The sequence below is a fragment of the Streptomyces sp. Pv4-95 genome (genome assembly GCF_045782725.1).
Classification (GTDB): domain Bacteria; phylum Actinomycetota; class Actinomycetes; order Streptomycetales; family Streptomycetaceae; genus Streptomyces.
In genome coordinates this window covers 8,262,203-8,276,951 of the sequence record NZ_CP127172.1, presented here as the reverse complement: position 1 = coordinate 8,276,951, position 14,749 = coordinate 8,262,203, and the positions used below count along the sequence as shown (strand labels likewise).

Below are 14,749 nucleotides of genomic sequence, written 5' to 3'. Positions count from 1 at the left end.
TCGATGTACCCGGTAGTCGGATCGACCTGCTCCAGGAAGTCCCTGACTGACGCTTCCAACTCCGGAACGCTCAGAGCTCTGGGGGGATGCACCGCAGAAGTGAAGCCGTATCCGGGATTAGGGCCTGTCAGCCAGGTGAAGTCATACGTACCCCGCTGCCCGGGGCGTTTGGATACCTCGAACCTCTCCCCGTCAACCACCAACGTCTGCCGTGCACTGCGCCTCTTCATGGCTACCAGTCTGCCCGAGTCTGCGATGGCTCGTTCGAGTTGAGTCCTGGAGTGCATGAACTGCTAGAGATCCGCGCCCCTCCCCGCCTTCGGCCGATCCATCAGAGGAGGCACTGTGCGGCCAATGTCTCGCCCTGTTGCAAACGGCACTTGTGGAGCACGCCGCCAAGCATCAACTGCGCCCAGTCATGACGTCCCACCAGCGTGGCGACGAAGCCGCCGTGTTCACGGAGAAGCTCCCGAAGACTGGCGCCGAGGTGCTCCAACGAAGCCCTGCCCCAGGCCGAGGCCTGCCCAGGACCTCGATCGACGCGAAGGTGCACGAGTTGAAGGCCGGCCGACATGTCCCGCCGGGCCGGGTCTGGTCGGCGCGGCTTTTCGGCAAGAATTCTTCGTCGGGCGCGTGGGCAGACGGCGGCCTACCGGTCCAGCGGGTAGGTGGGCCGCCGCTCGACCGCAGGCTGCCGACTCGGGGCTCTTCCCGCGTGCGGTAGCTGGAGTTCAGAACCGGTAAGCGGCCGTGGTGAGCAGCTTGGCAGGGATCTCCTAGCTGTGACGTCTTCGTCAGCAGGTTCCCGTCGGATCCCCCTCCACGTGTGCGATTTTCAGCCGAAGCCCGCTCTCTTTGAAACCGCCTTCGGTGGACTTGCTGTCATGATCATGCGGCTACATATTCGTTCACCCGGGGGGGGGAGTGCAGGACTATGTCCAGCGGCAGCATCTCGGTAAAACCCGAGGAATTACGTCGGCGGCAGGTGCCGCCGACGCCATCAGTCACGCTGGTGATACCTCGGAGACCCGGAGGCAGTAAGCGGGACCGGGGAGGTAATGGTGTGTCGGTCGGGAGCACGCCTATGTGCTTCCAGCTGACTTCGTCTCGGCTCTCAGGAAGCAGGACGGCATGTCTCTGCAATTCACTCGATGTTCCTTCCGGTACGGCCGGAAGGTGCCCGTCCTCAATCGGCTCGATCTGTCCATCGGACACAGAGCCACCGTCCTTCTCGGTCCGAACGGCGCAGGGAAATCAACCCTCCTGGGAATCGCCGCCTCCTGGATCTCCCCCACCGAGGGAACCGTTACCTGGCGAGGAAAAAACCCTGCGCAGTCGAAAGCCCAAGCCGCCTACCGCAAGGCCGTGGGATGGCTCCCCCAGAACGTCAAACCCATGCCTGGACTCACGGTACGCGAGAACGTCGCCTACATCGGCTGGTTGAAAGGAATGTCCCGCTCCGACGCTTGGGACGCGTCACGCGATGCCCTGGAACGCGTAAGGCTCGACAGCCTGGCAGATAGGAAGAGCCATCAGCTCTCCGGCGGACAGCTGCGGCGCATGGGAATAGCCGGAACGCTCGTCCACAGCAGCGAAATTGTGCTGCTCGACGAACCCACCGCGGGACTGGATCCCTCTCAGCGGCAGATCTACCGCGAACTCGTGACGAACCTGCTGTCCGACGTCCAGGTAGTCGTCTCCACCCACCAGACCGAAGACGTCGACACCATGTACGACCACGTCGTCATCCTCGACAAAGGACAGGTCCGCTTCGAAGGCGACACCGACACCTTCCTCTCCCTGGCCGCTCCAGGCATCCCCGAGGCCCGGCGGGCCGAGGGTGCCTACATGCAGTTGATCGACTCGGAGGAGTGAGCTGTGCTGTGGCGTACCGTTCTGCGCTCCTCCTCCGCCACCTGGCTGGCTCCGCTCCTGGCCGCCTTCGTCGCGCTGTTGCTGTCCGATGACCTCACAGCCGGTGTGACGCACGGCTACTGGCCCAGTGCTCTGGGGGCCGCCGCTTTTGCGCTGCCGTTCGTCGCCCCGGCCTGCGCCGCTGCCGGCGCCTGGGAAGGCTCACGGCTCACGCGCGGCAATGTTGCTCGCTGGGCCCCGACCCGCTCTGCGCTCGGCATCGCCCTGCCACTGCTGGTGCCCGTCTTCGTACTGGGAGCGGTCGGCATTGCGGTGGCCGCTGCCCTGACCATCTCCACGGGCCGGCCCGGAGTCGGCACGCCACCGATCGGCATGGTTGTGGTCTGGCTGGTCATCCTCGCCGCCCACGCCATGGCCGGCTTCCTGCTCGGCAAGCGCCTGCCCCTGGTGGTGGCAGCGCCCATTGCTCTGGTCCTGAGCTTCGTGCTGACCGCGTATCCGGCAGCCCTGGAACCGTTGTGGCTGCGCCACATGGTCACCGGCGGCATGTCATCGTGCTGCTCCCTCGACCAGGTCCCCAGCTGGCGAGCCGCAGCAAGCGCCGTCGTACTGGGCATCGGTGTCATCGGCGCCTGTGCACTGGCTCTCACCGGGGTGCGCCGACAGGCACGCACCTTCGTGATCAGCGCCGCATTGGTGGTGGGTCTGGCCGGCAGCGGATGGCTCGCCTACGGGTTGCCCGCTGACCCTGTCTCTGCCCGGTCCGACGATCAACTGCAGTGCAACGGGCAGGAGCCGCGCGTGTGCCTGTGGCCGGAGCTGCCCCGACCGGCCCTGGTCCGCGAGAGTGCCTCCGATGCCAAAGACCGCCTCCACCAGGCCGGTCTCACCGTCCCCAGCACTTTGACCATGGAAGAACACCCAGGAAAGGGCGCCCTGTTCATCGGAGCTTGGGCCGACCCCACCGCTGTGGAGGTGCGGGCGGGCCTCGGCACCGCGCTGCTTCCCTCCGGCCCCCCGGCGTGTGCCCAATCGGGCAGCGCCTTTCCCGGAGCTGCCGCCTACGGGCCCACCGCCGCATGGCTGGCCATGACCGCGGGAGCCGACGTTCAAGAGGTCGCGGGCCGCTATGGCGAGAAGGAAAGCGCGGTGGCGAAACGCGTCATGAAGGCCTCCCACGACAAGCAGCTTGCCTGGTTCCAGCACAACAACAAGGCCCTGCGCGACTGCACCACCCACCCCGCACCGATCCCCTCGCCCGGCGCCCAGGAGACCTCCCGATGATCTGGTGGCTCAAGGCGAAAGGCGCCCCCCAAGTGGCAGCGGCCACGCTCGCGGCATACCTCCTGGCCATCGTCGTGCGCCAGGAAGCCATTCCCGTACCCGCAGTGGTCGGCCCGTCAGGACAGCTCCTGGTCACCCAGATCCTCGGCGTCCTGCCCGTCGTCCTGCTCCTGCACGGCATCGACCGGGGCGACACCATCACCGAAGAAGTCGCCCTGCGCGACAGAGGCCGGCGCATCCTGGCACTGTGCTGCGCCTTCGCCCTTTTGGCTCTCCTCCTGGCGGCCGGCATCCAACTTCTGTGGGACCGCCCCGAAGCGCTGTCGCTCGCCCGCAACTGCATCGGCTTCCTCGGAACCGCCCTCATCGTGCGGACCGTACTGGGCCCCGGCATCGCCGCGATCTGCATCGCAGCGCTCCCCCTCGCCTGCGCAGCAGCAGGCCGCAGACCAGGAGGCTCAGCCCAGCCCTGGGCATGGCCCATCCACGAACCCACCTCATACCTCGGCGCAGGCGAGGCCGCCTTCCTCTTCACCATCGGCTGCGGACTGGCCCTGTTGAGGAAACTCCCTCTCCTCAACCCTCTCGCCCGCACCAACTGACCACCCGTCCAATGCCTTGCTCCACTGTGAGCAAGGCACGGTTGCGCGAGCTTCGACCGGCGCAGAGACGCTCTTGGCCCAGTACCAGGGCAGCTCGCTTACATCAGGGGCCCGGCCGCCGGCCACCGCACCAGGCCATCGTCACACCGTGAACCCACACTCTGAAACTCCGTCGGGCACGTGGCCGTCCCGGCATGCCTCGTCGCCGACGACGGCCATGGGGACCAGCGGTACAGCCGTTTGCGCTAAGCGCTTGATCGTCGTGGTCAGCTGCGGATTCGGCGTTCGGATGGGGCTGGGACCGGGGCCGTTCGCGGAGGCCGATCTCCTCAGTGGTGAGCGGGTCGCCGGGTCGGCGGATGCGTACGGGCTTGGGCTGCAGCGGCAGGTCGCCGTCCACCGCGGCGAGCGCGGCTTCCTCGGCGTCGGTGAGCGCCAGGTAGACCGAGGCGACCAACGGGTGCTCGCCGACGTTCTTGCCGGTCTTGATGACGAGCTTCTTGGCGATCTCGGGGACCGGGGTGCCCTTGTCCTTGAGTGCGGATGGGGGCGGATGGGGTCCGTGGTGTTGGGCGGTGTGCCAGGTGAGGTAGCCGCCGTCGAGCGGGTCCCCTGTCACCAAAAATACCCCTGGGGGTACCCGTGCTAGGCTCGAAATATACCCCCGGGGGTAAACGTAAGCCGAAAGGAGCAATCACGTGTTCTTCATTGACACCATCGAGACCGAGGGCCTGGGCAACCGCAGCTACCTGGCGGGCGGCGCACACACCGCGGTGGTGGTGGACCCGCCGCGCGACATCGACCGGGTCCTGGCCGCGGCCGCCGTGCGGGGGGTGCGGATATCGCACGTGGCGGAGACCCACGTCCACAACGACTACGTGAGCGGCGGCCTGGACCTCGTGCGCCTCACCGGCGCCGGCTACCTCGTCCCCGCCCAGGCCCACGTCGCGTTCGCCCGCACCCCGGTCGCCGACGGCGAGACCGTCGAGGTGGACGAGGGCGTCACTCTGCGGGCGATGGCCACCCCCGGCCACACCCCGCACCACACCTCCTACGTGCTCCAGGAGCAGGGGACAGTGGCGGCGGTGTTCACGGGCGGATCGCTCCTGATCGGCTCGGTGGGCCGCCCCGACCTGGTCGAACCGCGGCTGACCGAGGCGCTGGCCCGCGCCCAGCACGCCTCCGCCCACCGGCTGGCCGCCGAGCTCCCCGACGAGACGCCGGTCCTGCCCACCCACGGCTTCGGCAGTTTCTGCTCCTCCTCCCCGTCCGAGGGCGACGCCACCACCATCGGCAAGGAGAAGAGCGGCAACGACGCCCTGACCAAGGACGTCGACTCCTTCGTCGCCGGGCTGCTGGCCGGCCTTGAGGACGTGCCCACCTACTACGCCCACATGGGCCCCACCAACGCCCAGGGCCCCGCCCCGGTGGACCTGACCGAGCCCGCGCCGGCCGACGCCGCCGACATCGCCGGGCGCCTGGCGGCCGGGGAATGGGTGGTGGACCTGCGCAACCGGATCGCGTTCGCCGAGGGCCACCTCGCGGGATCCTTCAACTTCGAGGCCGACGGGAAGATCGCCACCTACCTCGCCTGGATGATCCCCTGGGGCAAGCCCGTCACCCTCCTCGCAGAGTCACCCGCACAGCTCGCCGCCGCCCAGCGCGAACTGGCCCGCGTCGGCATCGACCGCCCCGCCGCCGCCACCACCGGCGGCCCCCGCGACTGGATACCGGAGGGCGCAACCCCGCGGTCCTTTCCCCGCGCCACCTTCGCCGACCTCGCCGCCCACGCCCCCGACGTCGTCCTCGACGTGCGCCGCGACTCCGAACGCGACAAGGGCTGGATCAAGGGCTCCGCGCACATCCCCATCCACCAGCTTCACCGGCGCCTGGCCGAGGTCCCGCCCGGCACGGTGTGGGTGCACTGCGGCGGCGGGATGCGCGCGGGCATCGCGGCCTCCCTCCTGGACGCCGCCGGACGCGACGTCGTCGCCGTCGACGACTCCTTCGACGCCGCCACCGACGCCGGCCTCCCCCTCACCACCGGCACCGGCACCGGCACCGGCACCGGCACCGGTCACTGAACCACCCACTGCCCCACCCCCTGAGATCGGAAGGAAGAAGGATGTTCCTCTTCCATCGCGGCATCCCCCGCATCACCCCCGCCCAGGCCCGCGAGCGCAGCGCCTCCGGCAACTCCGTGCTCTTGGACGTACGCGAGCAGCTCGAGTGGAACGCCGGGCACGCCCCCGGCGCCGTCCACGCCCCGCTTTCCCGGCTTCTCGCCGGCCAGGACCTGCCCCCGGCCGCGAACGGGCGCCCGCTGGTGGTGATCTGCCGCTCCGGACGCCGCTCCCAGCAGGCCGTCAAGCTCCTGGCCGGACACGGGGCCGACGCCGTCGATGTCAAGGGCGGCATGAATGCCTGGGCGTCTGCCTCGCTTCCGGTCGTGGACGAGCGCGGAAGCAGCGGTCGCATAGCGTGAGCACTCTCCTCCTCGCCCTCGCCGCCGGGGCCGTCATCGGCCTGGCCCTCGGGGCGCTCGGAGGCGGCGGCAGCGTCCTGGCCGTCCCCGCCCTGATCTATCTCCTCGGCTTCACCCCGGCCGCGGCCACCACCGCCTCGCTGATCATCGTCAGCGCCACTTCCGCGACCGCCCTCCATACGCACGCCGCCTCAGGCAACGTCCGCTGGAAGACCGGCGCCCTGTTCGCGGCCGCCGGCATCCCGCCCGCCGTCGCCGCCGGCCTCCTCGCCGCCCGACTGCCCGAAGCCGCCCTGACCGCGGCCTTCGCCGCGATAGCCGCCCTCGCCGCCGCGGCCATGCTCAAAACCCCCGCCACCGGCCGGCAGCCGAAGCCCGTCCGCCCCACGCGGGCCGCCGGGGCCGGCGCCGGACTCGGCGCGGTCACCGGCTTCCTCGGCGTCGACGGCGGCTTCCTCGCCGTCCCCGCACTCGTCTCCGTCCTGGGACTGCGCATGCGGGCCGCCGTCGGCACCAGCCTCCTGGTCATCACCGTCAACTCCCTCGCCGCGCTCACCGCCCGCGCCGGCACCCACACCCCCCTGCACTGGGCGGTCATCGCCCCCTTCACCGGCGCCGCGGTCCTCGGCGCCTGGGACGGCAAACGCCTCGCCGGGAAGATCTCCGGCCCCACCCTCCAGCGGAGCTTCGCCGCCGCGCTCCTGGCCGTCGCCGCCCTCATGCTCACCGACGCCCTCCACTGACACCCCGCCACGACCGCACTGCCCACACCATCATCAATACCCCCCGGGGTACCGTGGTGCCCATACGCGGGCATCACTGAGAAAGGACGGACCACCGCACCATGACCAGCCCCCGCACCATGGACACCGCCCAGGCAAGCAGCCGACTGCACGAACTGATCGTCCTCGACGTCCGCACCCCCGGCGAATACGCCACCGGCCACCTCCCCGGCGCCCTCAACATCCCCCTCGACCAACTCGACCAGGCCCTGCCCGACATCCGCGACGCCGCCGGGCGCGGCGACATCCTCGTCGTCTGCGCCTCCGGCGCGCGCTCCGAGAACGCCTGCCACACCCTCGCCGCCCACGGCATCGCCACCGCCACCCTCGCCGGCGGCACCGGAGCCTGGGCCGCAGGCGGCCACGCCCTCCACCGCCCCGAGGGCGGGGGCCGCATCGCCTGGAGCATGGAACGCCAGGTCCGCTTCACCGCAGGCGCCGTCGTCCTGGCCGGCCTCGCGCTCGGCCGTCTGCGCCCCGCCTTCCGCCTCACCTCCGCCGGCATCGCCGGCGGCTTGGTCTTCTCCGCGTTCACCAACACCTGCGGCATGGCCGCCGTCCTCGCCAAACTCCCCCACAACCGCCCCTGCCAGGTTGACCTCGACCTCACCCTCGCCGCCCTCCGCGACCACTGACCCACCCCGAGCACATACCCCCTGGGGTACAATGGGGAAGAGCACACAAGGCCAGGAGGCACCGGTGAAGGTCGACGAAGACGCAGTGAACGCAGTCCTCAACCGCCTGCGTCGCGCCCAGGGACAACTCGCCGGCGTCATCGCCATGATCGAAGCCGGCCGCGACTGCAAAGACGTCGTCACCCAGCTCGCCGCCGTCTCCAGGGCCCTGGACCGCGCAGGCTTCAAAATCGTCGCCAGCGGCATGCGCCAGTGCATGAACAACGCCGACGAGGATCAGGCCCCCATGACCGAGGAAGAACTCGAAAAGCTCTTCCTCGCCCTCGCCTGACAGACACCACGCCCACACGAACGGCCCGGCCCCGCAACAGCGGGCCGGGCCGTTGGCACATCCCACCACTCAGCCGGCCGCCGAACCCGCCGCCCCCGAGCCTCGCCGCGCCCCCGCCCCGTGGCTGACTCCCCCCAAGCCAGGGAGTCAGACACGGGGCGGCACCATCACTCTTCGCCGTCCTCGGCGCCATCGAGCCCGGCCGTATCCGCGTAACGCAGCGACCGCGGGCCACCACCGGCCGGGGTGGAGGCGGTGAAGCTGTAGCAGCCCAGCACGTATAGGTTTCTTGTGCTTGAGCGTGAACAGCCGCTCGATCGAGGTCCTCATCCCGGATCTGGTGACCCTCGGCGCGGAGTCGACCGACGGCGGCTTCGATGTACCGGGTGGTCCAAGGCACCACGGCGTTCAGCACCAGGCCGAGCGAGCCCAACTGGTCCCCCATCCTGTCCCGGTACGCCTGCTGGATGGCGCCCTTTATACCGTGGCAGAGGTCGCGGGCCGGCTCGTGGCGGGACTCCTGGACGGTGAGCTGCTTGTGCATCCGGCGCCGGTAGGTGTCGTCGACCCGGTCGAGGACAGCCAGGAGGTGGAAGGTCTTGGCGATGCGCCCCGCACTCGGCAAAAGCTTGCCCCAGCGGGGTGGGGTGGCCCTCGCTGCCGAACATGCGCAGCAGGTCGTAGGCACGCCAACGACTTCGGCACGCCGAGCGCGTGAAGCTTCTCCACCTTCAGCTTCGCCCACCCGTTCGACTGAACCTCGATGCTGATCTTCGCGCCGGTGCCGGCCCCCTCCAAACGCTCGGCCATCTGCTACCACGCCGCGTCCAGGACCGTCGTCAGCTCCGGCCAGCAGCCGAGGATCCTCCGGCCCCCGAAGCAGACCGATCACCTGTGCTGGACCGCGAAGGTCGAACCCTTGGCGCCAATCGCTGTATCGCTGGTCCCAGCGCCGGACAAGGAGCGACACACCGCCGCAGGACGGACCGCTTCCGCTTCAAGGGACGCTCCTGGCGGGTGCTGGGACAGCCCCGCGCCGAGGCTGTCTGCAGGAGGTTGCCCCCAGGGCGGAGCCAGCACCGCCAGCCGCTGTGAGGACATCGACTGTCCATCACCGCCGGCACCAGGCGAAGTACCCGGACACGGCCGCCAGTCTGCGGCTCAGTGGTGGTAGAGCCGCTCAACCTCACCGGCGCGCGGCAGCTCTACGAACCTGGAGGTCAGCTGGAGGTGGAGACAAGCGCAGCGAGGCGATAGCGGTCGTCCGGAATGACGGCGAGGGCCAGGAGCAGCGCGCCATCGGGCTCGGCGGTTGGTCACGATCAGCGGCGCGGGGTGGCTGCGTTGGCGCCCGAGCGGCGAGCAACTGTCCGCCGCAGATGTGCTGGGAGTAGACGTGGGCGGTGGGCCGCCGAGCCGACGGCTTGTTGTGGCTGAGCGTTGGGTGCGTCACCGGTATGGCGGTGTGGCCGACTCCAACGCTCAGGTGTCCGGAGTACGAGGGCTCGGGTGGTCGTCGTTCCCGGGCGTGGTGCCCAGGTGTTGCGGAGGGTTTGTGGGAGGTCAGCCCTTGCGGGTGCCGCCGATTCGGGGCCTTGCGGGGGTCTCGGCGCGCTGCGCCTTGTCCGTCGCCTTGGACACCGCGCCCACGACCGCGTCCAACGTCACGGTGGGCTTGCGCACCACGTTTTTGGTGACGGTGCTGGAGTCCACAAGCGGCTTGTCCCGGTCGTCCAGGCTGTCGGCGAAGGCGGGAGAGGCGAGGGAGAGGGCGGCTGCGCCGACCGTCAGGGCAAGAGTCGTCATCTTCTTGATCATGCGCTGAACAACGACACGTTGGGGCTTCGGACACCCCGTTTTTCGGTCCACGCCGGCACTGCACCCACGGGAAGCCGATCGCGTCCGAACCGGCGTCCTGGCCGACGACGCCGAGCAGCGCGGGGGTGTCACTGGCGTCGCGGGTGGTTCCAGGGGTTGCGGTAACAAGGCGTGGGTGGCGACTGGTCGGACTGGTGAGGGGCGACTGCCGGCTGGATGTCCTGCGCCCCCGTCCTGCGCTTCAAGATCGATTGTCAGTGGTGGGTGGAAGGATGAGTACATCGCTTCGGAGGAAAGCTTCGAAGGAAAAGGGGGAGCAGTCATGTCCGGAACCCAGAACTACATCAATCACGTTGCTCTTGTGCTGGATGCCAGTTCGTCCATGTCGCACCTGAGCCGCAAGGTCGTCGACGTCGCCGATCAGCAGATCGCCTATCTGGCCCGCCGGTCGAAGGAACTGGACCAGGAAACCCGCGTGACCGTTTACGTCTTCGCGGACAAGGTCCAGTGCGTCATCTATGACAAGGACGTGCTGCGAATGCCGTCTTTGAAGCAGATGTACCGGGTCGGTGGAATGACGGCTCTGCTGGCGGCCACGCTCAAGTCGCAGCAGGAACTGGCACAGACCGCTCAACTCTACGGCGACCACAGCTTCCTGACCTTCGTCCTGACCGACGGACAGGAGAACGCAAGCCATCGCTGCCCGGACGCCCCCGCCGGCAACCCGCGTGAAATGGTCCAGGCAGTCGCCAAGTTGGTCGGGACGCAGGAGGACAACTGGACGCTGGCAGTCCTCGTCCCGGACCAGATGGGCAAGCGCGAGGCCATGCAGTGCGGATTCCCCAGGGACAACATCGCCATCTGGGATGCCACCAGCACACAAGGCCTGGAAGAAGCCGGACAGGTCATCCGGCAGGCAACCGAGAACTTCATGATGGGCCGCGCCCAAGGCATCCGAGGCTCGCGGGCCGTGTTCTCCACCGGCGCCGACGCCGTCAACAAAGACACCATAGAGGCAGCCGGCCTGACCCCGGTAAAGCCGTCCCGGTATCAGCTGATTCCCGTAGCCCGCGACGCCGCAATCCGCGACTGGGTCACCGAATGCGGACACACCTACCGCACCGGCTGCGCGTTCTACCAACTCAGCAAGTCGGAGAAGATTCAGGCGAAGAAGCAAATCGCCGTCCTGGAGAAGAAGACGGACCGGGTGTATTCAGGTCCGGAAGCCCGAGCCCTCCTCGGCCTGCCCGACACCGAAGTCCGCGTCAAGCCCGACCACAACGACGACTTCACCATCTTTGTACAGAGCACCAGCGTCAACCGGAAGCTGGTACCTCACACACGGCTGCTGCTGATGATCTGACACCCTGCCGGCCCCACCAACCCATGGCCAGGTTGGTGGGGCCGTTCACGGTTCCGATGAGCGCCACACCATCCACCGACTGCCACTGACCACAGACCTTCAAGACGCCGGTGAGGGGCTGCTGGGCAGCAGCCCCTCACACAAGGACGAGGACCTGGCTATCCCTGAGGGTCAGCCTGCGCCTCTGTCCCGCAGGCTCTTCGGACGCATCTCCGTCCACACCTCCTGGATATAGGCCGTGCATCGGTCACGATGTCCGCCACGTCACGCGGCGGACCAGGGATGGCGTCCTTTCTCTGCGGCTGGCGGAATCGCCACCTACGACGACGTCCCCGGGCCGCTACATGAAACGGCCCTCATGGCACCGGCGCCTTCGGGCGGGCGCCATCGGAGGCGTGGCCTGTGGGACGCGGACGCTACGAAGTAGGCCAACTTCCCTTGGCGGGAGTCCTGCACGCGCCGTCCTCCGTGCGCTTCCCCCAAGATCTGATCGAGCTGCAACGTGCCCGGGGCAGCACCTACGAAGCCTCCAGGCGATCTCAGCCGTCCACTCCAGCCTCCCACTTGCGCCGCCGCAGCGCGTGGTCGCTGAAGAGGTGTCGGCTCCGGTCGAGCAGCTCCCCCGCTTCCGCGCCGCAGCGCCGCACGCCCGCAGGCGGATGCCAGCGCTGTACGGACTGCCCTGCCCAGACGCGCAGCTTCACGTCCGGGTCCTCCAAGAGCCCGACCGCCGCCCGCAGTGCCACGACTCCGCCCTGCGCCTCGAGGAGCCGGAATGCGGCGAGGCGGACGTGCCGCTGCCGCTCGGAGCCGGTGCGTTCCAGCAGCCAGTCGGCGGACAATTCATTTGTCGATGGCAGCAGGGCAAGGGCCGTCTCCCGCACGACGCAGGGAGCTGGGTCGTCGAGGAGTGGACGCAACTGCTTCGCGTCCGTGCAGTCCAGTGCCCGAAGCCCGGCAACCGCCCGTGCCCGCACCCTGGCCGCCGGGTGCATGAGCAACGGCCACAGGAGCCTGCTATCCGCACGGTCCCTGCACTCGGCCAGCCCGATGACCGCACCGGGTGGCAACTCGGGGTCGTCCGGTGCCGTGCACCGCTCTCGGTACCAGACCGCCGGATCCCCTCCCGCCTGTCGCACGACATACCGGGCGCACGCGCGCACCAGCACTGACCGGTCGCTGAGGAACGACTCCGCCTGCTCGGGGCGCCCCGCCCGCCGCAGCGCGGTGACGCCGGCCGAACGGGTCCGCGGAATGCGTGCGGTCAAAAGATGCGGCAGCACGTCCTCGTACGCCTCCTCGTCGCACAGAGCTGTGAGCGCTGCTGTGGCACACAGGTCCTGGACCACGGTGTCCTCGTCCTGGGCGGCAGCGCGGGCCAGCTCGACGGGGCCGAGCAGACGGCTGTCGACGGCCAGCCGGTAGGCAAATCGCCGTACGACGCGGTCGGGGGCAGTGAAGAGAGCCGTAAGCCCCGCGCGAGATGCCCGGCCCAGGACCTCCCCCAGCACCTCGACGCCGAAGTCACCTCTCTCGCGGCGGCCGACCCGCAGGATCAGCGGCGCGAGGTCAACGGCACCATCCACATCCATGACCTCGCGTAGCAGCCGCCGGGCACGCTCGCGCACCGGGCCGACCCAGTCGGCGCAACGGATCACAATCAACGGCAGCAGACCGGGGTATTGGGCCGACCAACTCACTGCCTCCTGGCGGATCCGCCCGTCGCGGTGGCAGAGGGCGAGCGCGAGCCCAGACTCATCGGCCCGATTCAGGTCGACCGGCAGCGGTGCCGAGTGCTCCCACTCCGGCAGGAACTGCGAGCGGTACCAGGCCACCTCCCGCACTCCTGCGTCCAGCGCAAGCCAATCGCCGGGGTCGGCGACATTGAGCGTGCTCCGAAGCGGCGCACCTCCCGCGAGCCGCCCCGCTCCCATCGCCCCGCCCTCGGTGTCGTTATACATTCCCCCGCCTTCCCCAGCAGTCGCACCAATGATCGTAGGAGGCGGGGCGCGCACAAGGCGCGCGAAATACTGCCCACGCATCATGAGGCAACCAGCCGCACCGGCCCATCCGAAGCCGAGCACGGAACAAGACAGGCCAACACTCGCGCTCACCGCCATATGAAGGGCTCGATCACAGCTACACCGGTGCCCCACTGGGGCGCCGCCGGTCTCGTGCTCTGTCCGGGAGCCTGCCGGGTCGAAGGTCCAGCGGTTGGACCGGGGACGTCCGATCCGACCATGGTGGTAGGAAGCAAGCTCAAGGTCTGCTCGAAGCCCTGGCCATGAGGTCGGGCGCGCGCCACCCGCCACGACCGGCGAACACAGCGCTGTATACACGCGCTGGTCGGACACAACCGTGGCCGCCGGCCTGAGACGGCTCCGCAAAAGGCAAGCCGTCGGCGAGCTCCAGGTCGCTACGAGAGCCTTCGGCCCGAGCAGTGAAGTTGGCATGCACAGCCTCCGCATGCTCGGCTGTGACTTGTCGGCAGGGTTCACCGGAACGCAGGGATGCGCCGAGCAGCGAGCTGGCAGGATGCCGGGCATGACGACAGCCGAGGAGCAGGAGAAGTACCGTCAGGCCGGCTCATTCGGAGCTGCAGCGGACGCTTACGAGCGTGGCCGCCCGCCCTACCCGCCGGAGGCGGTCGCCTGGCTGGTGCCCGAGGACGCACGGACCATGGTCGATCTCGGCGCAGGCACCGGCAAGCTGACCCGCGCCTTGCGGGCCCCAGGCCGAGAGGTTGTCGCGGTGGAGCCCTCGGTCGGGATGCGCGAGCAGTTCTCCCAAGTGCTCCCCGACGTGCAGGTTCTGGAAGGGGCAGGGGAGTCGATCCCGCTACCGGACACGAGTGTGGACGCCGTGGTCTGCGCGCAGGCCTGGCACTGGGTGGACCCGGAGCGGGCGGTCCCGGAAGTTGCCCGGGTGCTGCGCCCAGGCGGGCGGCTGGGCCTGGTGTGGAACTGCCGTGACGTGTCGGTGCCCTGGGTCGCAGAGCTGGACCGGATCCTGCGCGACTGCGCCGCAGCGCCGAGGGAAGGCCGTCAAGTGGATTGCGTGGGCGCGCCGTTCGGCCCCGTCGAGCGGCAGGACTTCCGCTGGAGCCATCCGATGACGCCTGGAGCGGTCATGGACATGGTCGCCTCCCGCAGCTACGTGATCACTCTGGAACCCACAACACGGCACGAACTGTTGGGGCGGGTCCGCGCGCTGCTCGACGCGAAGCGTCCGATGGAGATGCCCTATGTGACCGAGTGCTATCGAGCTGAACTCGGATTGCTTTGACCGGGAAGTCCGGCAGGTTTGGTCAGCCCTGAGAGGGGACTTCCGCCCCAGCGGATGCCCTCCTCGCTGCGTCGCGTGGTGGGCTTTCCGGGAAATAGTGGTGAACCATGCCCTGCGCCCTGGGCGGGCCGTGGGCCACCACTTGGTTTGGCTTGCCGACGTAATCCGGGCCATCGGCCAGGACCTCCCCTGACAGGGCTGCTGATGGGTCACGAGCGGAGCCACAGCCGGACCGAGGCAGCGGCCACCGTTCCGTGGAAGGCGTACGCGTCGAGTGTTCCCCTGGAGG

The 14,749-nt window shown here is 69.0% G+C and carries 13 protein-coding genes and 1 pseudogene; 10 read left to right on the top strand and 4 right to left on the bottom strand.

Going from position 1 to position 14,749, the window contains the following annotated elements:
* Positions 1-1,131: 1,131 nt before the first annotated feature.
* The 3 genes from QOM21_RS36405 to QOM21_RS36395 are packed head-to-tail and all read left to right on the top strand — an operon-like array spanning position 1,132 to position 3,761.
* Positions 1,132-1,875, top strand: a complete 744-nt coding sequence (locus QOM21_RS36405) for an ABC transporter ATP-binding protein (protein ID WP_407555371.1) — start codon at positions 1,132-1,134, stop codon at positions 1,873-1,875.
* Positions 1,876-1,878: 3 nt separating this feature from the next.
* A complete protein-coding gene (locus tag QOM21_RS36400; protein ID WP_407555370.1) occupies positions 1,879-3,159 on the top strand; it encodes a hypothetical protein in 1,281 nt (426 codons plus the stop codon).
* Positions 3,156-3,761, top strand: coding sequence for a hypothetical protein (locus QOM21_RS36395; RefSeq protein WP_407555369.1), 606 nt, complete (start codon positions 3,156-3,158; stop codon positions 3,759-3,761). The genes QOM21_RS36400 and QOM21_RS36395 overlap by 4 nt, the downstream gene beginning before the upstream one ends.
* Before the next feature lie 103 nt (positions 3,762-3,864).
* Here QOM21_RS36395 and QOM21_RS36390 read toward each other — a convergent pair whose 3' ends face one another.
* Complete coding sequence (locus QOM21_RS36390; protein ID WP_407555368.1) at positions 3,865-4,380, bottom strand: hypothetical protein; 516 nt, start codon at positions 4,378-4,380, stop codon at positions 3,865-3,867.
* A 79-nt stretch (positions 4,381-4,459) separates the two neighbouring features.
* Here QOM21_RS36390 and QOM21_RS36385 point away from each other — a divergent pair, with 79 nt between their 5' ends.
* The 5 genes from QOM21_RS36385 to QOM21_RS36365 all read left to right on the top strand — a co-directional run bounded on the left by QOM21_RS36385 (position 4,460) and on the right by QOM21_RS36365 (position 7,994).
* Complete coding sequence (locus QOM21_RS36385; protein WP_407555367.1) at positions 4,460-5,845, top strand: rhodanese-like domain-containing protein; 1,386 nt, start codon at positions 4,460-4,462, stop codon at positions 5,843-5,845.
* A gap of 41 nt (positions 5,846-5,886) precedes the next feature.
* Entirely contained in the window at positions 5,887-6,246 is a 360-nt protein-coding gene (locus QOM21_RS36380) for a rhodanese-like domain-containing protein (RefSeq protein WP_407555366.1), read from the top strand.
* Positions 6,243-6,989, top strand: a complete 747-nt coding sequence (locus tag QOM21_RS36375; RefSeq protein ID WP_407555365.1) for a sulfite exporter TauE/SafE family protein — start codon at positions 6,243-6,245, stop codon at positions 6,987-6,989. The genes QOM21_RS36380 and QOM21_RS36375 overlap by 4 nt, the downstream gene beginning before the upstream one ends.
* A 101-nt stretch (positions 6,990-7,090) precedes the next feature.
* Positions 7,091-7,663 carry a rhodanese-like domain-containing protein gene (locus QOM21_RS36370; protein ID WP_407555364.1) on the top strand — a complete coding sequence of 191 codons (573 nt, stop codon included), beginning with the start codon at positions 7,091-7,093 and terminating at the stop codon, positions 7,661-7,663.
* Between the two features lie 64 nt (positions 7,664-7,727).
* Positions 7,728-7,994, top strand: a complete 267-nt coding sequence (locus tag QOM21_RS36365; protein ID WP_407555363.1) for a metal-sensitive transcriptional regulator — start codon at positions 7,728-7,730, stop codon at positions 7,992-7,994.
* 167 nt (positions 7,995-8,161) lie between these two features.
* Here QOM21_RS36365 and QOM21_RS36360 read toward each other — a convergent pair.
* Together QOM21_RS36360 and QOM21_RS36355 are read right to left on the bottom strand one after the other, a co-directional pair.
* Positions 8,162-8,683, bottom strand: a pseudogene (locus QOM21_RS36360) (Tn3 family transposase); the annotation flags it as partial.
* Positions 8,684-9,557: 874 nt separating this feature from the next.
* Positions 9,558-9,800 carry a hypothetical protein gene (locus QOM21_RS36355; protein WP_407555362.1) on the bottom strand — a complete coding sequence of 81 codons (243 nt, stop codon included), beginning with the start codon at positions 9,798-9,800 and terminating at the stop codon, positions 9,558-9,560.
* 334 nt (positions 9,801-10,134) lie between these two features.
* Here QOM21_RS36355 and QOM21_RS36350 point away from each other — a divergent pair, with 334 nt between their 5' ends.
* A complete protein-coding gene (locus QOM21_RS36350; RefSeq protein ID WP_407555361.1) occupies positions 10,135-11,175 on the top strand; it encodes a vWA domain-containing protein in 1,041 nt (346 codons plus the stop codon).
* Between the two features lie 539 nt (positions 11,176-11,714).
* On the opposite strand, the gene QOM21_RS36345 is transcribed toward QOM21_RS36350, so the two are convergent.
* On the bottom strand, positions 11,715-13,136 hold the full coding sequence (locus tag QOM21_RS36345; RefSeq protein ID WP_407555360.1) for a HEAT repeat domain-containing protein: 1,422 nt from the start codon (positions 13,134-13,136) through the stop codon (positions 11,715-11,717).
* A 583-nt stretch (positions 13,137-13,719) separates the two neighbouring features.
* Here QOM21_RS36345 and QOM21_RS36340 point away from each other — a divergent pair.
* Positions 13,720-14,460 (top strand): class I SAM-dependent methyltransferase, encoded by a 741-nt coding sequence (locus tag QOM21_RS36340; RefSeq protein ID WP_407555359.1) that lies wholly within the window; start codon positions 13,720-13,722, stop codon positions 14,458-14,460.
* The last annotated feature ends 289 nt before the right edge of the window (positions 14,461-14,749 follow it).